The 17345-nt window shown below is 70.7% G+C and carries 18 protein-coding genes; 14 read left to right on the top strand and 4 right to left on the bottom strand.

The genetic code is table 11. From position 1 onward, the window contains the following. Window positions 1-209 precede the first annotated feature (209 nt). On the top strand, window positions 210-524 hold the full coding sequence (locus tag OG718_RS14855; RefSeq protein WP_143642011.1) for a DUF5955 family protein: 315 nt from the start codon (window positions 210-212) through the stop codon (window positions 522-524). 6 nt (window positions 525-530) lie between these two features. Here OG718_RS14855 and OG718_RS14850 read toward each other — a convergent pair whose 3' ends face one another. Beyond that, window positions 531-1331 carry an IclR family transcriptional regulator gene (locus OG718_RS14850; protein WP_306936797.1) on the bottom strand — a complete coding sequence of 267 codons (801 nt, stop codon included), beginning with the start codon at window positions 1329-1331 and terminating at the stop codon, window positions 531-533. A gap of 296 nt (window positions 1332-1627) precedes the next feature. Here OG718_RS14850 and allB point away from each other — a divergent pair, with 296 nt between their 5' ends. Then, on the top strand, window positions 1628-2977 hold the full coding sequence (gene allB, locus OG718_RS14845) for an allantoinase AllB (RefSeq protein ID WP_260695620.1): 1350 nt from the start codon (window positions 1628-1630) through the stop codon (window positions 2975-2977). Window positions 2978-3145: 168 nt separating this feature from the next. Further along, window positions 3146-4276 carry an allantoicase gene (alc, locus tag OG718_RS14840; RefSeq protein WP_143642017.1) on the top strand — a complete coding sequence of 377 codons (1131 nt, stop codon included), beginning with the start codon at window positions 3146-3148 and terminating at the stop codon, window positions 4274-4276. A gap of 146 nt (window positions 4277-4422) precedes the next feature. Here the strand turns inward: alc and OG718_RS14835 are convergent, their stop codons facing one another. Then, window positions 4423-5172, bottom strand: a complete 750-nt coding sequence (locus OG718_RS14835) for a 3-oxoacyl-ACP reductase family protein (protein ID WP_328844340.1) — start codon at window positions 5170-5172, stop codon at window positions 4423-4425. Between the two features lie 258 nt (window positions 5173-5430). On the opposite strand from OG718_RS14835, the gene OG718_RS14830 reads away from it, so the two are divergent. Beyond that, on the top strand, window positions 5431-6060 hold the full coding sequence (locus OG718_RS14830; RefSeq protein ID WP_328844339.1) for a dihydrofolate reductase family protein: 630 nt from the start codon (window positions 5431-5433) through the stop codon (window positions 6058-6060). 130 nt (window positions 6061-6190) lie between these two features. Further along, complete coding sequence (locus OG718_RS14825) at window positions 6191-6583, top strand: ribonuclease (protein WP_328844338.1); 393 nt, start codon at window positions 6191-6193, stop codon at window positions 6581-6583. A gap of 39 nt (window positions 6584-6622) precedes the next feature. On the opposite strand, the gene OG718_RS14820 is transcribed toward OG718_RS14825, so the two are convergent. Then, window positions 6623-6826 (bottom strand): hypothetical protein, encoded by a 204-nt coding sequence (locus tag OG718_RS14820; protein WP_306936695.1) that lies wholly within the window; start codon window positions 6824-6826, stop codon window positions 6623-6625. 170 nt (window positions 6827-6996) lie between these two features. On the opposite strand from OG718_RS14820, the gene OG718_RS14815 reads away from it, so the two are divergent. From OG718_RS14815 to OG718_RS14805, 3 genes are all read left to right on the top strand, one after another. Next, window positions 6997-8262, top strand: coding sequence for a sensor histidine kinase (locus OG718_RS14815; protein WP_306936694.1), 1266 nt, complete (start codon window positions 6997-6999; stop codon window positions 8260-8262). A gap of 129 nt (window positions 8263-8391) precedes the next feature. Then, on the top strand, window positions 8392-9063 hold the full coding sequence (locus tag OG718_RS14810) for a response regulator (protein ID WP_143641033.1): 672 nt from the start codon (window positions 8392-8394) through the stop codon (window positions 9061-9063). A 41-nt stretch (window positions 9064-9104) separates the two neighbouring features. Next, entirely contained in the window at window positions 9105-10292 is a 1188-nt protein-coding gene (locus tag OG718_RS14805) for a cytochrome P450 family protein (RefSeq protein WP_328844336.1), read from the top strand. A gap of 185 nt (window positions 10293-10477) precedes the next feature. Here OG718_RS14805 and OG718_RS14800 read toward each other — a convergent pair whose 3' ends face one another. After that, window positions 10478-11491 carry a Gfo/Idh/MocA family protein gene (locus OG718_RS14800; RefSeq protein ID WP_143641031.1) on the bottom strand — a complete coding sequence of 338 codons (1014 nt, stop codon included), beginning with the start codon at window positions 11489-11491 and terminating at the stop codon, window positions 10478-10480. Window positions 11492-11620: 129 nt separating this feature from the next. On the opposite strand from OG718_RS14800, the gene OG718_RS14795 reads away from it, so the two are divergent. The 6 genes from OG718_RS14795 (at window position 11621) to OG718_RS14770 (ending at window position 17314) form a co-directional block, all read left to right on the top strand. Further along, window positions 11621-12358, top strand: coding sequence for a GntR family transcriptional regulator (locus OG718_RS14795; RefSeq protein WP_143641065.1), 738 nt, complete (start codon window positions 11621-11623; stop codon window positions 12356-12358). Between the two features lie 139 nt (window positions 12359-12497). Beyond that, on the top strand, window positions 12498-13502 hold the full coding sequence (locus tag OG718_RS14790; RefSeq protein WP_328844335.1) for a sugar ABC transporter substrate-binding protein: 1005 nt from the start codon (window positions 12498-12500) through the stop codon (window positions 13500-13502). After that, the gene (locus tag OG718_RS14785) at window positions 13499-14536 is read left to right on the top strand and encodes an ABC transporter permease (protein ID WP_328844334.1); all 1038 of its coding nucleotides are present in this window, start codon (window positions 13499-13501) and stop codon (window positions 14534-14536) included. Before OG718_RS14790 ends, OG718_RS14785 begins: the two co-directional genes overlap by 4 nt. Further along, window positions 14533-15402 carry an ATP-binding cassette domain-containing protein gene (locus tag OG718_RS14780; protein WP_260695490.1) on the top strand — a complete coding sequence of 290 codons (870 nt, stop codon included), beginning with the start codon at window positions 14533-14535 and terminating at the stop codon, window positions 15400-15402. Before OG718_RS14785 ends, OG718_RS14780 begins: the two co-directional genes overlap by 4 nt. Before the next feature lie 149 nt (window positions 15403-15551). Next, a complete protein-coding gene (locus OG718_RS14775; RefSeq protein WP_143641028.1) occupies window positions 15552-16736 on the top strand; it encodes an ROK family glucokinase in 1185 nt (394 codons plus the stop codon). Continuing rightward, window positions 16733-17314 carry a sugar kinase gene (locus tag OG718_RS14770; protein ID WP_143641027.1) on the top strand — a complete coding sequence of 194 codons (582 nt, stop codon included), beginning with the start codon at window positions 16733-16735 and terminating at the stop codon, window positions 17312-17314. The genes OG718_RS14775 and OG718_RS14770 overlap by 4 nt, the downstream gene beginning before the upstream one ends. Window positions 17315-17345 lie beyond the last annotated feature (31 nt).

The raw sequence follows: 17345 nt of genomic DNA, 5'->3' as shown, positions 1-17345 counted from the left end.
CCGACCGGGGGCGGACGTGCCCCGGAACCCCTGCGGGCCTCGCGGTGTCCGGGGACTGAATTTCGGTCCTCGTGGTGGCGCCCACCGCATCGGGTGGCGTTTACTGTCCCGCGTCCCTGGGCGCCCGACCAGCGCCACGGGACGGATTTGGGCGGCGGCGCGGAGCAGGCACCACGTATCGCGCACTAAGACGTGCGAGGGGGAGAGCTGTGTTGCGGAGCTTGGGACAGAGGCCAGTGACCGGCAGCGACGAGGATCCGAGAGTGGCGGAGTTGCGGACCGCGGTGTCCAGGCTGCGCCGCGAACTCGCCGCGCATCCGGCCGAGTTCCCGGACCGGGGCATAGCGGAGGACGAGCTCGCGGCCCTTGCCGCGATGGCCGTCACCGGGATGCCGGAAGTGCCGCGCCTGCGCCGCTCACTGCTCCTGATCGCCGGTTCCATCGGCTCGGTCAGCGCACTGTCCGCCGGGCTCGCGGGCGTACGCAGCGCGGTGGAACTCTTCGGAGAGCCGCCCCGGCGCTGACTTCGTTCAGGTGGTCGATCCCGAACTGGCCAGGGCCTCCGACAGCTCCACCGCCACCTGCTGGAGCACGGGCACGATCCGGTCCGTCGCCGTCTCCGTGACACGGCCGGCCGGACCGGAGATCGAAATCGCCGCTGCGGTGGGGGAGTTGGGCACGGAGACGGCGAGGCAGCGGACCCCGATCTCCTGCTCGTTGTCGTCCACCGCGTACCCGGCGCTCCGTACCTCTTCGAGCGCGCTGAGGAACTCGTCCGGGGTCGTGATCGTCTTCTCCGTCGCCGCGGGCATGCCCGTACGGGACAGGAGGGCGCGCACCTCGTCGGCCGGGACGTGTGCGAGCAGGGCCTTGCCGACGCCCGTGGAGTGCGGCAGTACCCGGCGGCCCACCTCGGTGAACATCCGCATCGAGTGCTTGGACGGCACCTGCGCCACGTACACGATCTCGTCGCCGTCGAGCAGTGCCATGTTCGCCGTCTCGCCGGTCTCCTCGACCAGGCGCGCCAGGTAGGGGCGGGCCCAGGTGCCGAGCAGCCGGGACGCGGACTCGCCGAGCCGGATCAGACGCGGGCCGAGCGCATAGCGCCGGTTGGCCTGCTGGCGTACATATCCGCAGGCCACGAGCGTGCGCATGAGACGGTGGATGGTGGGCAGCGGCAGCCCGCTGCTCGCGGACAACTCGCTCAGCCCGACCTCACCGCCCGCGTCCGCCATCCTCTCCAGCAGATCGAAGGCGCGCTCAAGAGACTGGACGCCACCGGAGGCGGCGGCTGGCTTGGCGTCGGTGGTGCTGGCGCTGGACGTCGGCACGGGCGCGGTCCTTTCAGGCGGGCAGGGAGGCAGCCTACCCGGCAGTTGGTTGACTGCACGGCTCGGTGTGGTTACGTTCTGCGTGGTGGAAGTGTAATTCCGCTTTGTGGAAACGTCCAGGGAATTCACCTGAGGCGGTCAGGGGAGAAGTCGACTCTTGACGGCATGAAGCGGGGAGTGAAGACTCCTTCAACAGAACGTTGAATTCCGTTACGTGGAAGTAAACGGCGGAAGGCAGCGGGCGGCACAGAGACATGTGCCGCGTGGAGAGACGTGCGGCATGGAGAGGGGTCCGGGTGTCCGACGACGGATGGGGCGAATTGGTCCTGCGCTCGACGCGCGTGATCACCCCCGAAGGGACGCGCGCCGCCTCGGTCGCCGTCTCCGGGGGGAAGATCACGGCCGTGCTCGCGCACGACGCCGAGGTGCCGGCCGGGGCACGGCTGGAGGACTTCGGCGACGACGTCCTGCTGCCCGGCCTCGTCGACACCCACGTGCACGTCAACGACCCGGGCCGCACGGAGTGGGAGGGCTTCTGGACCGCCACACGCGCCGCGGCGGCCGGCGGCATCACGACCCTGGTCGACATGCCCCTCAACTCCCTGCCGCCGACCACGACGGTCGACCACCTTCGCATCAAGAAGGACGTCGCCCGTTCCAAGGCGCACATCGACGTCGGTTTCTGGGGCGGCGCCCTGCCCGGCAACGTCAAGGACCTGCGGCCGCTGCACGACACGGGCGTCTTCGGCTTCAAGGCGTTCCTGTCGCCCTCCGGGGTCGACGAGTTCCCCGAGCTGGACCAGGAGCAACTCGCCCTGTCCCTCGCGGAGATCGCCGGATTCGACGGTCTGCTGATCGTGCACGCCGAGGACCCGCACCACCTCGCGGCGGCCCCGCAGAAGAGCGGCCAGAGGTACGCCGACTTCCTTGCCTCGCGACCGCGCGACGCCGAGGACACCGCCATCGCGAACCTCATCGGCCAGGCCAAGCGCCTCAACGCGCGCGTCCACGTGCTGCACCTGTCGTCCAGCGACGCGCTGCCGCTGATCGCCGCCGCCAAGGCCGAGGGCGTACGCGTCACGGTCGAGACCTGCCCCCACTATCTGACCCTGACGGCCGAGGAAGTCCCGGACGGAGCAAGCGAGTTCAAGTGCTGCCCGCCGATCCGTGAGGCCGCCAACCAGGACCTGCTGTGGCAGGCGCTGGCCGACGGCACGATCGACTGCGTGGTCACCGACCACTCCCCGTCGACGGCCGACCTGAAGACCGACGACTTCGCGACCGCGTGGGGCGGCATCTCCGGCCTCCAGCTCAGCCTGTCCGCCGTCTGGACCGCGGCCCGGGCGCGCGGGTACGGCCTGGAGGACGTGGTCCGCTGGATGTCCTCGCGCACGGCCGGGCTGGTCGGCCTCGACGACCGCAAGGGCGCCATCGCGGTCGGCCTCGACGCCGACTTCGCGGTCCTCGCACCCGACGAGACCTTCACCGTCGACCCCGCCGCGCTCCAGCACCGCAACCGGGTCACCGCGTACGCGGGCCGAACTCTGCACGGCGTCGTCAGGTCCACGTGGCTGCGCGGCGAACGCATCGTGACGGACGGGCAGTTCGCTGATCCGAGGGGGCAACTCCTGTCCAGGCGCCCGTAGTTGGCCCCGCAAGAGACAGAGCCCGCAAAAGTACAGAGACCACAAAAGACAGAGCACGCTGAAAACAGAGCCCACTGAAAGAGGAAGAAGAGCCGGTACCCGTACCAGCGATTCGCGCACGACCCCGCACCCGCAGCGGCCGACTCCCGAAAGGCAGACCTGATCACTGTGACGGCGCAGCACCAATCCCCCCTGGCCCGTTTCACCGGCGACGCGAACCCCTACGGAGGCGGCGACCCGTACGCGGACCACCGCAGCGCCGACTTCCCCTTCACCCAGTACGCCAACCTCGCCGACCGGCAGCTCGGCGCCGGGGTCATCGCCGCCAACGACGAGTTCTTCGCCCAGCGCGAGAACCTGCTCCTGCCCGAGCGGGCCGAGTTCGACCCCGAGCACTTCGGGCACAAGGGCAAGATCATGGACGGCTGGGAGACCCGGCGCCGGCGTGGTGCCTCCGCCGAGCACCCGTGGCCCACGGCAGACGACCACGACTGGGCGCTCGTACGCCTCGGCGCGCCCGGTGTCGTACGGGGCATCGTCATCGACACCGCCCACTTCCGCGGCAACTACCCGCAGGCGGTGTCCGTCGAGGGTGCCTCGGTCCCCGGTTCCCCGTCCCCCGAGGAACTCCTCGCGGACGACGTGAAGTGGACGACGCTCGTCCCGCGCACGGCGGTCGGCGGTCACGCGGCCAACGGCTTCGCCGTCGACGTGGAGCAGCGCATCACCCACCTCCGCGTCAACCAGCACCCGGACGGTGGCATCGCGCGCCTTCGGGTGTACGGCGAGGTCGTCCCCGACCCGCGGTGGCTCTCGGTCCTCGGCACCTTCGACGTCGTCGCCCTGGAGAACGGCGGGCAGGTCGAGGACGCGTCCAACCTCTTCTACTCACCCGCCACCAACACCATCCAGCCGGGGCGTTCCCGCAAGATGGACGACGGCTGGGAGACGCGGCGGCGGCGGGATCAGGGGCACGACTGGATTCGCTACCAGCTCGTCGCGCGGTCCGAGATCCGTGCGGTCGAGATCGACACGGCGTATCTGAAGGGCAACTCGGCCGGGTGGGCGTCGGTTTCGGTGCGGGACGGTGTGGACGGGGAGTGGGCCGAGGTTCTGCCCCGCACCCGCCTGCAGCCCGACACGAACCACCGGTTCGTCCTCGCCGGCCCGGCCGTCGGCACGCATGCGCGCGTCGACATCTTCCCTGACGGGGGCATCTCGCGGCTGCGGCTGTTCGGTTCCCTGACGGAGGACGGCGCGACGCGGTTGGCTGCGCGGCATCAGGAACTCGGGGGCTGAGGCGGGGAGTTCCTCGTCCTCAAACGCCGGACGGGCTACTGGCTAGCCTCTCCGGCGTTTGAGGAGCGGGGGTTCGGGGGCCGGCCCCCGAGTAGTGACGGGAATGGGTAGGGGCGGCGGGGGCGAAAAACTCGGCCCCGCCGGAGTCAGGCGGCGTGACCTCCGTCGACAGAGAACTCCGCCCCGGTGACGTACCCCGCCTCCACCCCCGCCAGATACGCCACCGCGGAGGCAACTTCCTCGACCGTCCCGAACCGCCCCACCGCGGTCATCGCGGCCTGCCCACCCGCATACGGCCCATCAGCCGGATTCATATCCGTATCGATCGGCCCGGGATGAACGATGTTCGCCGTGATCCCCCGCTCACCCAACTCCCTGGCCAACGCCTTGGTCAGCCCGACGAGGGCGGACTTCCCGGTCGCGTACAACGTGCCGCCGGGCCCAGGCACACGCTGAGTCATACACGTACCGATGGTGATGATCCGCCCGCCACGCTCCATGCGCGCGGCCGCCGCCTGGGACGCGAGGAAGACACCGCGCACGTTCACGGCGAGGACCCGGTCGACGTCCGCGAGGGAGAAGCTGTCCAGGGGGCCGAGAAGCCCGACGGCCGCGTTGTTCACGAGGACGTCGAGACGCCCGAGCCCTTCCGCCGCGCGCTCCACGGCCCCGCCGGCCTCCTCCGCGTCGGCGGAGTCCGCGCGGAGAGCGAGCGCCCGCCGCCCCAGCGCCCGGATCCGGTCCACGACGTCGCACGCGGCCTCCTTGTCGCGTACGTAGGTCAGGGCGACATCCGCGCCCTCCCGAGCGAGCCGCACGGCGGTCGCGGCACCGATACCGCGACTGCCGCCGGTCACGAGGGCCACTGTTCCGTTCATGGTTGCTTGTGAGGTCATGGGTCCATCCCAGCGGCCGGGCAGGCGGAGTGCTGGCGGCGAACGGACACCGAGGTCACCCGAGCCGGGACAGGACGTACGAGGGGCGGATCCGGACGTACGCGAGACGGACCGGGACGTACTAGGGGCGGATCCAGAGGCGCGCGGGACGGACCGAGAGGCGCGCGGCGCGGATCCGTCGGCGGGCGGCCGATGAGTTGCGGGTGCTCAGAGGGTCTGAGCTGATGACAGGACACCCGCTTCGGAAGAAGGCACGTCATGGGCAAGCTCACTCTCACCTCTTTCGTCACCCTCGACGGCGTCCATCAGGCTCCGGGCGGCCGTGACGAGGACCGCCGCGACGGCTTCGAGCACGGCGGCTGGAGTTTCCCGTACGACGACGAGGACTTCGGGCAGTTCATCACCGAGGTGTTCGGCCGCGCGGGCGCCTTCCTGCTCGGCCGCCACACGTACGAGATCTTCGCCGGGTTCTGGCCGAAGGTGACCGACCCGGCCGACCCGGTCGCGGGGAAGCTCAACTCCCTGCCGAAGTACGTCGCCTCGTCGAGCATCACGCAGCCCGAATGGGCCGGCACGACGGTGATCAGCGGCGATCTCGCCGAGGAGGTCACCGCGGTCAAGGAGAGGACCGACGGGGAACTCCAGGTTCACGGCAGCGCCGCCCTCGCCCAGTCCCTCCTCGCGCTCGACCTCGTCGACACGATGCACCTGCTGTCCTTCCCGGTCGTACTCGGCACGGGCCGCCGTCTCTTCGCCGAGGGCGCCGTGCCGACCGCGTTCCGGCACAGGGGCGCGCGGCTCACGAGCAAGGGCGTCGCCATCCACACGTACGACCTGGCAGGACGCCCGGAGTACGGCACGTACGAACTGCCGGAGGGGGCCGCGTAGAGGCCGGGGCGCTCCCGTGCGGGGGTCTCGTGGCGCACGTTAACTCCCGGAAAACTCATCCGACTTGCGGGACGAAATCACTGTCCTTGACATTGACATGCCATGGTCTACGCGCGTCATGCTAGAGGGCATGAGATTCCCCCCACGAATCACTCGCATCGGCGCTCTGGTCGCCCTCACGTCCGCCCTGCTCATCGGCGGCGCCGCCACGGTTCCCGCGAACGCGGCGGTGACCGCCGTCGGCAGCATCTGCTACGGCTCACTGCCGTCGCAGGCGCACGACACGCTCGACCTCATCGAGCAGGGCGGTCCCTACCCCTACTCCCAGGACGGCAGCGTCTTCCAGAACAGGGAAGGCATCCTGCCCTCGCAGAGCACCGGCTACTACCACGAGTACACGGTGATCACGCCCGGTTCGTCCACGCGCGGTGCGCGTCGCATCGTCACCGGCGAGGAGAACCAGGAGGACTACTACACCTCCGACCACTACGCCTCGTTCAAGCTGGTCAACTACAGCTGCTGACCGGCACGGGCCGTTCGCCGGAAGCCCGGTCCCTGCTCGTCAGGGCTTCCGGCTCTCCGCGGCCGCGAACAGCGCGAACGCCAGCACGAGCAGGGCGACGCTCCCGTAGATCTCGCGGCCGTCGAGGAAGTCGAGCCGTTGTACGAGGCCCCAGCCGCGCAGCCGGCCGGTGAACTCGTAGACCAGGCCCGCCACGCCCTGAACGAGGGCGATCACACCGAGAAACTCCAGCACCTGCTTCATACAAGGATCCTCGCCCCGCGGACCCCCCACTCTCATCGGCCGCGGGGCGAGGTATGCCCGACGGAAGTCCCGGACCGGTCCGGTGAGGCCGCGCCCAAAGTCTGACGTGCCGCGACTTTGGTCGTTGATCAGGCGCCGGGGGCGGTGCGAGCGGACGGAGGTGCGTAGTTTTGTCGATTGTGAGTGACACCGGGCATCTGCCGAAACCGCCGCCTCTCCCCGGACGCCGGTGGTTTCTGCCGTCGGCCATCACCGCGGAGCTCGACCCGGACAGCGTCGGCCGGACGGGACGCCCTAAGCGCACCGCGCGTGACTGGATCGTCGACTTCACCTGCTTCCTGGTGGCCGTCGCCGTCGGCCTTCTCGGAGCGGACGCGCTGCCCAAGGAGCCGAACACGCCGTACCCGCTCGAGGTCGTCGACCAGTGGCTCGGGGCTCTCGCCTGCGCGGCCGTCTGGCTCCGGCGACGCTGGCCGCTCGGCCTCGCCGTGGCGATGGTCCCGGTCTCCTTCCTCTCGAACACCGCGGGCGGCGCGGGCGTGGTGGCCCTGTTCACGCTCGCGGTGCACCGGCCCTTCAAGTACGTCGCCTGGACGAGCGGCGTCTCCCTGGCCGCGACGCCTCTCTTCTACTGGCTGCGGCCCGATTCAGACCTGCCCTATGTCTTGTCCCTCGCCTTCGCCGGGCTCCTGACCGGCGCCCTGGTCGGCTGGGGGATGTTCGTACGGTCCAAGCGTCAGCTCATGCTGAGTCTGCGGGACCGGGCGCGCCGGGCCGAGACCGAGTCGGCGCTGCGGGCCGAGCAGGCCCAGCGGCTGGCCCGGGAGGCGATCGCGCGCGAGATGCACGACGTCCTGGCCCATCGGCTGACCCTGCTCAGCGTGCACGCCGGGGCGCTGGAGTTCCGCCCGGACGCGCCCCAGGCCGAGGTGGCGCGAGCCGCCGGGGTCATCCGGGAGAGCGCGCACGAGGCCCTGCAGGATCTGCGGGAGATCATCGGTGTACTGCGGGCCTCCGGCGACGGCCCGGAGGAGTCCGGGAGGCCGCAGCCGACGCTCGGGGCACTGGAAGGGCTCGTCTCCGAGAGCCGTGAGGCCGGGATGAAGGTCACGCTGGACAACCGCGTCACGGACGCCGGCACGGTCCCCGCGTCCGTCGGCCGCACCGCCTACCGCATCGCGCAGGAGGGCCTGACCAACGCCCGTAAGCATGCCCCGGGCTCGGAGGTCACGGTCACGGTGGCCGGAGTGCCGGGCGACGGGCTCACCATCTCCGTGCGCAACCCGCCGCCGCCCGGCGACGTGCCCCATGTCCCCGGTTCCGGGCAGGGGCTCATCGGCCTCACCGAACGGACCACGCTCGCGGGCGGGCACTTCGAGCACGGGCCCGGGGAGGACGGCGGCTTCCAGGTGAGCGCGTGGCTGCCCTGGGGCTGAGCACACCCTCGGTCCGCGCCGGAGCGTGAGCCGGGCGCGCTGCTATGACGACCGAGTGAGGGGGCACTTCCGCGAATGAGCTGGGGAAAAGCAGAAGGTTGGACGGAGAAGGGTCATTACGGTGAGCCCATGACTCCGATCCGTCTGCTCCTCGTCGACGACGACCCACTGGTCAGGGCCGGCCTCTCCTTCATGATGGGCGGCGCCGACGACCTCGAGATCGTGGGGGAGGCCGCCGACGGCAGCGAGGTCGAGGCGCTGGTCGACCGCACGCGCCCGGACGTCGTCCTCATGGACATCCGTATGCCCACGGTGGACGGACTGGCGGCCACCGAACGGCTCAGGAGTCGCAAGGACGCCCCGCAGGTCATCGTCCTGACCACCTTTCACGCCGACGACCAGGTGCTGCGGGCGCTGCGCGCGGGCGCGGGCGGCTTCGTCCTCAAGGACACCCCGCCCGCGGAGATCCTCGACGCGGTACGCCGGGTCGCGGCCGGCGATCCCGTGCTCTCGCCCACCGTGACGCGGCAGTTGATGGCCCACGCCGCGGGCACCTCGGCCGACACCCGGCGCACGAGCGCCCGTACGCGCGTCGCCACGCTCAACGACCGTGAGCGTGAGGTGGCCGTCGCCGTGGGCCAGGGCCGTTCGAACGCCGAGATCGCGACCGGACTGTTCATGAGCGTCGCCACCGTCAAGACGCACGTCTCCCGCATCCTCGCCAAGCTCGACCTCAACAACCGTGTGCAGATCGCCCTGTTGACGTACGACGCCGGACTCCTGGAGGAGGACGGGCACTAGCCGCCGGCCGTGGGCGTTGGAGTGAACGGAGGGGGAAGCGCATGGTGGACGTGATCGATCTGGGGAAGTACGGGCCGTCTTTCACCGAGGACCCGCATCCGGTGTACGCGGAACTGCGCGCGCTCGGCCCGGTCCACCGGGTGCGGCTGCCGGCACCCGACGCGCACCACGAGACCTGGCTGATCGTCGGGTACGAGGAGGCGCGGGCCGCGCTCGCCGACCCCCGCCTCGCCAAGGACGGCCAGAAGATCGGCGTGACGTTCCTCGACGAGCAGCTGATCGGAAAGTACCTGCTGGTCGCCGACCCGCCGCAGCACACACGGCTGCGGTCCCTCATCGCCCGTGAGTTCACCGGGCGCCGGGTGGAGAAGCTCAGGCCGCGCGTCCAGGAGATCACGGACACCCTGCTCGACGAGATGCTGCCGCGTGGCCGCGCCGACTTCGTGGAGTCCTTCGCCTACCCGCTGCCCCTCACCGTCATCTGCGAACTGCTCGGGGTGCCGGAGATCGACCGGGCGGCGTTCCGCGCGCTCTCGACGGAGGCCGTCGCGCCGACCAGCGGGGAGAGCGAGTACGAGGCGTTCGTCCAGCTCGCCGCGTATCTCAACGACCTGATCGAGTACAAGCAGAGATCCGGGCCCGCCGACGACCTGCTCAGCAGCCTCATCCGGACGACCGCCGAGGACGGCGACCGGCTCTCGCCGCAGGAACTGCGCGGCATGGCGTTCGTACTGCTCATCGCCGGTCACGAGACGACGGTCAACCTCCTCGCCGGGGGCGTCCACGCGCTGCTCACCCATCCCGGCCAACTCGCAGCGCTGCGGGCCGACATGACGTTGCTCGACGGTGCCGTGGAGGAGATGCTGCGCTACGAGGGGCCGGTGGAGAACGCGACGTTCCGGTACGCGGCGGAGCCTCTGGAGATCGCCGGTACGGCCGTCGGGGCGGGGGAGGCGGTGATGGTCGGCCTCACCGCGGCCGATCGCGACGGGGTCCGTTATCCGGCCCCCGACCGCTTCGACATCCGGCGCGACGCCCGTGGGCATGTCGCCTTCGGCCACGGCATCCACTACTGCCTGGGCGCCCCACTGGCCCGCCTGGAAGCCCGGGTGGCGCTCCGCACCCTCCTCGACCGCTGCCCCGACCTGGCCCTCGACGGGCCGGCCGGCGGCTGGCTGCCGGGGATGCTGATGCGGGGGGTACGAAGCCTGCCGCTCCGCTGGGGATGATTCTCGCCCCCGCCGCCCCTACCCATTCCCGTCACTTCCTCAGGGGCTCCGCCCCCGAACCCCCGGTGCGCAGTTCCCCGCGCCCCTGGGTATCTCAGCCTCTCCGGCGTTTGAGGAGCGGGGGTTCGGGGGCCGGCCCCCGAGTAGTGACGGGAATGGGTAGGGGCGGCGGGGGCGAGAACCCCTCAGTCCCGCGCCCCCGCGATCTCCCCAAGGCGTACCGTCCGGCGCTCGCGCCGAGACAACTCGCACGCCTCGGCGATCCGCAGCGCCTGCAACGCCTCACGCCCGTCACACGGATTGGCCCGCTCCCCGCGCACGACCTCGACGAACGCATGCAGCTCCGCCTCGTACGCGGGCCCGAACCGCTCAAGGAACCCGGTCCACGGCTTCGTCGCGGCAGGCGGCCCGGCCGGTTCCGTGGAGGCGATCGGCGTACGGTCGTCGAGCCCGACCCCGATCTGGTCCAGCTCACCGGCCAGCTCCATGCGGACGTCGTATCCGGCGCCGTTCAGCCGGGTCGCCGTCGCCGAGGCGAGCGTGCCGTCGTCCAGCGTGAGGACGGCCGCGGCCGTGTCGATGTCGCCCGCGTCGCGGAACATCGAGGGCCCGGCGTCCGAGCCCATCGCACACACCTCGGTGACCTCGCGGCCCGTCACCCACCGCAGCATGTCGAAGTCGTGCACCAGCGTGTCCCGGTACAGCCCGCCGGACAGCGGCAGGTAGGCGACCGGCGGCGGCGACTGGTCGGACGTCATGGCACGCACGGTGTGCAGCCGCCCGAGCGAGCCGGAGCGCACCGCCTCCCGCGCGGCCGTGTACCCGGAGTCGAAACGCCGCTGGAACCCCATCTGCAGGATCGTTCCGGCAGTCTCGACCTCCGTGATGGCCGTTAACGTGTCCCGCAGGTCGAGGGCGATGGGCTTCTCGCAGAACACCGGAAGCCCGGCCCGTGCTGCCCGACCGATCAGTTCGCCGTGGGCCGAGGTCGCGGCCGTGATGACCACGGCGTCCACGCCCCAGGTGAAGATCTCGTCCACGCCGGGCGCCGCCGTGGCGCCCAAGCGGTCCGCGAGCCGACGGGCGCGTGCGGTGTCCGCGTCCGTGACGATGAGAGAGCCGCCGACCTCGCGGTGCCGGCTGAGGGCGGTCGCGTGGAATGTACCAATTCGACCCGTCCCGATGAGTCCGATGCGCATGGGACCAAACTGAGGGCGGACCCTACACCCTGTCAACGCTTTGTCCGGACAATCGAACCTCACAACTTCCCGTCATCATCCCCCGGAGCTACGCTCGGCCCCGTGCCCAAACCAGACGTGGACCCGACCGTGCCGCTCCAGCTCAGCGTCGACCGGAACAGCCCGGTGCCGCTGTACTTCCAGCTCGCCCAGCAGCTCGAAGCCGCGATCGAGCACGGCGCCCTGACCCCGGGCAGCCTGCTGGGCAACGAGATCGAGCTCGCCGGACGCCTCGGCCTGTCCCGGCCCACGGTCCGCCAGGCCATCCAGTCACTGGTGGACAAGGGCCTCCTCGTACGCCGTCGAGGCGTCGGCACCCAGGTCGTACACAGCCAGGTCAAGCGACCGCTGGAACTGAGCAGCCTCTACGACGACCTGGAGGCGGCCGGTCAGCGCCCGGCCACCCGTGTCCTCGTCAACACCGTCGTCCCGGCTTCGGCCGAGGTCGCCGCCGCCCTCTCGGTTGCCGAGGACAGCGACGTGCACAGGGTGGAGCGGCTGCGCCTGGCCCACGGCGAGCCGATGGCGTACCTCTGCAACTTCATGCCGCCCGGTCTCCTCGACCTGGACAGCTCGCAGCTGGAGGCCACCGGTCTGTACCGGCTGATGCGCGCCGCGGGCATCACTTTGCACAGCGCCCGTCAGTCCGTCGGCGCCCGCGCCGCCACGGCTGTGGAGGCCGAGCGTCTCGGCGAGCCCGAGGGGGCCCCGCTGCTCACGATGCAGCGCACCACCTTCGACGACACGGGCCGAGCCGTCGAGTTCGGCACCCACACGTACCGCGCCTCGCGCTACTCCTTCGAGTTCCAGCTGCTCGTACGCCCCTGACCTCGTACGACTCGGCGGGCGCCGCGGCCTCGCCCGGGTCGCAGGGATGTGCTCGCGCGGTACCCGCCGTCCGAATGGGTGATCGCCGTGTCCGATACTTGGTACCTCCATGTATCGGCAGCAAGAAGGGCACGGCCTCGTGGCACGGTTTCGGACCTGGGTGAGCATCGCGGTGGCAGGGGCGCTCGGCGCGTCCCTGGCCGGGTGCAGCAGTACCGGCGGCAAACGCGCCGAGGACGCCCGCAAGGCGGCGTCCGCCCAGGGCAGGGCCGCGGTGGACACGCCTCGCTGGACTTTCGCGATGATCACCCACTCGGGTGACGGCGACACGTTCTGGGACATCGTCCAGAACGGTGCCGAGCAGGCAGCGGTCAAGGACAACATCAAGTTCCTGTACTCGCACGACGACGAGGCCCAGCAGCAGGCGCAGCTCGTGGACGCAGCCGTGGACAAGGGCGTCGACGGCGTCATCGTCACGCTCGCCAAGCCCGACGCCATGAAGGGCGCCCTCGCGCGCGCCGCGAAGGCCGGCATACCCGTGATCACCGTGAACTCCGGCTCCGCGGCGTCCAAGGCGTTTGGCGCGCTCACCCACATCGGTCAGGACGAGACGATCGCCGGCGAGGCCGTCGGTGAGGAGCTGAACCGCCGTGGCCGGAAGAAGACCCTCTGCGTACTCCACGAACAGGGCAACGTCGGCCACGAGCAGCGCTGCGCGGGTGTCGGGAAGACCTTCGACGGCACCGTGCGCAACCTGTACGTCGAGGGCACCGACATGTCCGCCGTACAGGCCTCCATAGGCGCCAAGCTCCAGGCCGACCGGTCCGTGGACGCGGTCGTCACCCTCGGCGCCCCCTATGCCGACACCGCCGTGAAGGCCCGGCAGGACGCGGGCAGCGAGGCCGAGATCGACACCTTCGACCTCAACGCCAAGGTGGCGGCCTCGCTCAAGGACAACACCCTCGGCTTCGCCGTCGATCAGCAGCCGTACCTCCAGGGCTACGAGGCCGTGGACCTGCTCTGGCTGCACAAGTACAACGCCGACACCCTCGGCGGCGGCAGGCCGGTCCTCACCGGACCGCAGATCATCACCAGAGACCAGGCCGGCGCACTTGAGCAGTACGCGGAGCGGGGGACCCGATGACGGCGACGGCCCTCACGGTGGACGAACGGCTTCTGCGGACCTCGCCGCTGCGCAGGCTGCTCGGCCGCCCCGAACTCGGCTCGGTGGTCGGTGCGCTCGCCGTCTTCCTGTTCTTCGCGCTGGTCGCCGACAGCTTCGTAGGGGCGGCCGGGCTGAGCACCGTCCTGTACGCGGCCTCCACGATCGGCATCATGGCGGTGCCCGTGGCGCTGCTGATGATCGGCGGCGAGTTCGACCTGTCCGCGGGCGTGATGGTGACGTCGTCCGCGCTGATCTCCTCGATGTTCAGCTACCGGATGACCGCGAACGTCTGGGTCGGCGTCGGCGTCTCGCTCCTGGTCACCCTCGCGGTCGGCTTCTTCAACGGCTTCATGCTGACCCGCACCGGGCTGCCCAGTTTCATCATCACGCTCGGCACCTTCCTGATGCTGACCGGGATGAACCTCGGCTTCACCAAGCTCATCAGCGGCACGGTCTCCACGAAGACGATCGCCGACATGGAGGGCTTCGCGTCCGCCAGGGCCGTCTTCGCCTCGGTCCTCACGGTCGGCGGCGTCGACTTCAAGATCACCATCCTGTGGTGGCTCGCCCTGGTGGCCCTCGCCTCCTGGATCCTGCTGCGCACCCGCGTCGGCAACTGGATCTTCGCCGTCGGTGGCGGAAAAGACGCGGCCCGCGCGGTCGGCGTCCCGGTCGACAGGACCAGAATCGGCCTCTACACGGGGGTCTCCCTCGCCGCCTGGATCGCCGGACAGCACCTGCTCTTCTCCTTCGACGTCGTCCAGTCCGGAGAGGGCGTCGGCAAGGAGCTGACGTACATCATCGCGGCCGTCATCGGCGGCTGTCTGATCACCGGCGGCCACGGCTCCGCCATCGGCTCGGCGGTCGGCGCGCTGATCTTCGGCATGACCGACAAGGGCATCGTGTTCGCGGAGTGGAACCCCGACTGGTTCAAGTTCTTCCTCGGAGCGATGCTGCTCCTCGCGACCCTGCTGAACGCCTGGGTCCGCAAGCGTGCGGAGGCCACCAAATGACGCGGACGACCGGGACGACGGCGGCCGGCGGGACGACGACGGCCACCGGGGCGACCCGGGCCGCCGGGGCGACGCGCACCATCGCGCGTACGGCCCTCGTCGAGCTCGACGACGTCAGTAAGTACTACGGCAACGTCCGCGCACTGGAGGGTGTCTCACTGGAGGTCCACGCGGGGGAGATCACCTGTGTCCTCGGTGACAACGGCGCCGGCAAGTCGACCCTGATCAAGATCATCGCGGGGCTGCACCAGCACGACGCCGGCACCTTCCGCATCGAGGGCGAGGACGCCCGCCCGGCGTCCCCGCGCGAGGCCCTCGACCGCGGGATCGCCACGGTCTACCAGGACCTCGCCGTGGTGCCCCTGATGCCGGTCTGGCGCAACTTCTTCCTCGGCTCCGAGCCGCGGAAGGGCAGGGGCCCCTTCAAGCGTCTGGACGTCGACCTCATGCGCAGGACGACCCACGCGGAACTCCTGCGCATGGGCATCGACCTGCGCGACGTCGACCAGCCCATCGGCACCCTCTCGGGCGGCGAGCGCCAGTGCGTGGCCATCGCCCGCGCCGTCCACTTCGGCGCCAAGGTCCTCGTCCTCGACGAGCCCACCGCCGCCCTCGGTGTGAAGCAGTCCGGCATGGTCCTCAAATATGTGGCCGCCGCACGCGACGCGGGCCTGGGCGTTGTCCTGATCACCCACAACCCCCATCACGCCTACCTGGTGGGCAACCGTTTCGTCCTCCTCAAGCGCGGCACGATGACCGGCAGCCACACACGCGACGAGATCACCCTGGACGAACTGACCCGCCAGATGGCGGGCGGCAGCGAGCTGGACGACCTGCGCCACGAGCTGGAGAACCCCGCACACTAGGGCTCCCCCTTCAGGGGCGCGGGGAACTGCGCGACCAGCCACGACGAACGCGCGGCTCACGGACGACCGTGGCTTCCCGGGGGCGGCCCCAGGCGCCGCGAGGGACGCCGCCGTGCGGCCAAACCCCCACGTGCGGCAGAATCGGCGCGATGAGCACCTACCGCGACCTCGCACTCCCCAGGGCGCTCGGCTCCGCCAGAGCCGCGGGCGCCCCCATCGGCTCGCGCCGGGCCACCGTCCTGCGCACCGTGGGAACACGCGAGCGCCGTTCACACCTGACGGCGCCGCGCGTCCCCACCGTCGGCATCGACATCGGCGGTACGAAGGTGATGGCGGGAGTCGTCGACGCGGACGGCAACATCCTGGAGAAGGTCCGCACCGAGACCCCCGACAAGTCCAAGAGCCCCAGGGTCGTCGAGGACACCATCGTCGAGCTGGTCCTGGACCTCTCCGACCGGCACGACGTGCACGCGGTCGGCATCGGCGCGGCCGGCTGGGTCGACGCGGACCGCAACCGGGTCCTGTTCGCGCCCCACCTGTCGTGGCGCAACGAGCCCCTGCGGGACCGCATCTCGGGCCGTCTCGCCGTGCCCGTCCTGGTGGACAACGACGCCAACACCGCCGCCTGGGCCGAGTGGCGCTTCGGCGCCGGCCGCGGCGAGGACCACCTCGTCATGATCACGCTGGGCACCGGAATCGGCGGCGCGATCCTGGAGGACGGCCAGGTCAAGCGCGGCAAGTTCGGCGTCGCCGGCGAGTTCGGCCATATGCAGGTCGTGCCCGGCGGCCACCGCTGCCCCTGCGGCAACCGCGGCTGCTGGGAGCAGTACAGCTCCGGCAACGCGCTGGTCCGCGAGGCCCGCGAACTCGCCGCCGCCGACTCCCCGGTGGCGTACGGGATCATCGAGCACGTCAAGGGCGACATCTCCGAGATCACCGGCCCGATGATCACCGAGCTGGCCCGCGAGGGCGACGCCATGTGCATCGAGCTCCTCCAGGACATCGGCCAGTGGCTCGGCGTCGGCATCGCGAACCTCGCGGCCGCCCTCGACCCCTCGTGCTTCGTCATCGGCGGCGGCGTCAGCGCGGCCGACGACCTGCTGATCGGCCCGGCCCGCGACGCCTTCCGCAGGCACCTGACCGGCCGCGGCTACCGCCCCGAGGCCCGGATCGCACGCGCCCAGCTCGGCCCCGAGGCCGGCATGGTCGGCGCCGCGGACCTCGCCCGGCTCGTCGCGCGCCGCTTCCGGCGCGCCAACCGGCGCCGCGTGGAGCGCTACGAGCGGTACGAGCGCTACGCCGAGTCGCGCCGCTCCGCACAGGACTCACTGTGACGGCCTCGCTGCCGCGCCAGGCCTCGCCCCCGGACGAGCCACCGCGGCCGGCCGAGGACCGCGGCCACATGATCCGCCGCCGCGCCCTGACACTGCTGATCATCGTGCTGCTCATCGGTGTCCCGGCCGGCTACCTGGTGATCTCCGCCAACCAGAGCCGCGACAGCGGCAAGGACAAGGAGGAGAAGTACTCGGCGACCGGCCTCACCCCGGGCTGGCCCTCACGCGTCCAGCGCCGCCTCTACCGGATCCCCATCCCGGGGGCCTCGGCCGAGGTCGCGTACTACGAGACGAACAACTGGAAGACCAGCCGTCTCTACGTCCAGTTCCTCACCAGCGACGAGGGCCTGGACAAGTTCCTCAAGACGATCGGCACCAGCCGTGCCGCCCTGAAGAAGCACGACATCGCCATCGGCGCCCGCGACCGGCGGGTCGTCGGCTGGGAGTTCACCGGCCCCGGCCCCTGGTCGGGTCTCACCCACGCGCACAAGAACCCGACGCCCACCCAGGACATCGTCGTGGACTGGGCGAAGCCCGGCCACCCCATGGTCTACGTGGTCTCCAGAACGACACCCTGACCCTCCCCGTTCCGCCGCCGAGCCGCACTGT

This window comes from Streptomyces sp. NBC_00258 (assembly GCF_036182465.1).
Classification (GTDB): domain Bacteria; phylum Actinomycetota; class Actinomycetes; order Streptomycetales; family Streptomycetaceae; genus Streptomyces.
This window is presented reverse-complemented; position numbering and strand designations above follow the sequence as displayed.

Bases quoted from the DNA above. Each gene is read 5' to 3' on its own strand.
- OG718_RS14835 (WP_328844340.1), bottom strand. From the start codon at position 5,172: ATGACCTCACAAGCAACCATGAACGGAACAGTGGCCCTCGTGACCGGC.
- OG718_RS14830 (WP_328844339.1), top strand. From the start codon at position 5,431: ATGGGCAAGCTCACTCTCACCTCTTTCGTCACCCTCGACGGCGTCCAT.
- OG718_RS14825 (WP_328844338.1), top strand. From the start codon at position 6,191: ATGAGATTCCCCCCACGAATCACTCGCATCGGCGCTCTGGTCGCCCTC.
- OG718_RS14820 (WP_306936695.1), bottom strand. From the start codon at position 6,826: ATGAAGCAGGTGCTGGAGTTTCTCGGTGTGATCGCCCTCGTTCAGGGC.
- OG718_RS14810 (WP_143641033.1), top strand. From the start codon at position 8,392: ATGACTCCGATCCGTCTGCTCCTCGTCGACGACGACCCACTGGTCAGG.
- OG718_RS14805 (WP_328844336.1), top strand. From the start codon at position 9,105: ATGGTGGACGTGATCGATCTGGGGAAGTACGGGCCGTCTTTCACCGAG.
- OG718_RS14800 (WP_143641031.1), bottom strand. From the start codon at position 11,491: ATGCGCATCGGACTCATCGGGACGGGTCGAATTGGTACATTCCACGCG.
- OG718_RS14785 (WP_328844334.1), top strand. From the start codon at position 13,499: ATGACGGCGACGGCCCTCACGGTGGACGAACGGCTTCTGCGGACCTCG.
- OG718_RS14780 (WP_260695490.1), top strand. From the start codon at position 14,533: ATGACGCGGACGACCGGGACGACGGCGGCCGGCGGGACGACGACGGCC.
- OG718_RS14775 (WP_143641028.1), top strand. From the start codon at position 15,552: ATGAGCACCTACCGCGACCTCGCACTCCCCAGGGCGCTCGGCTCCGCC.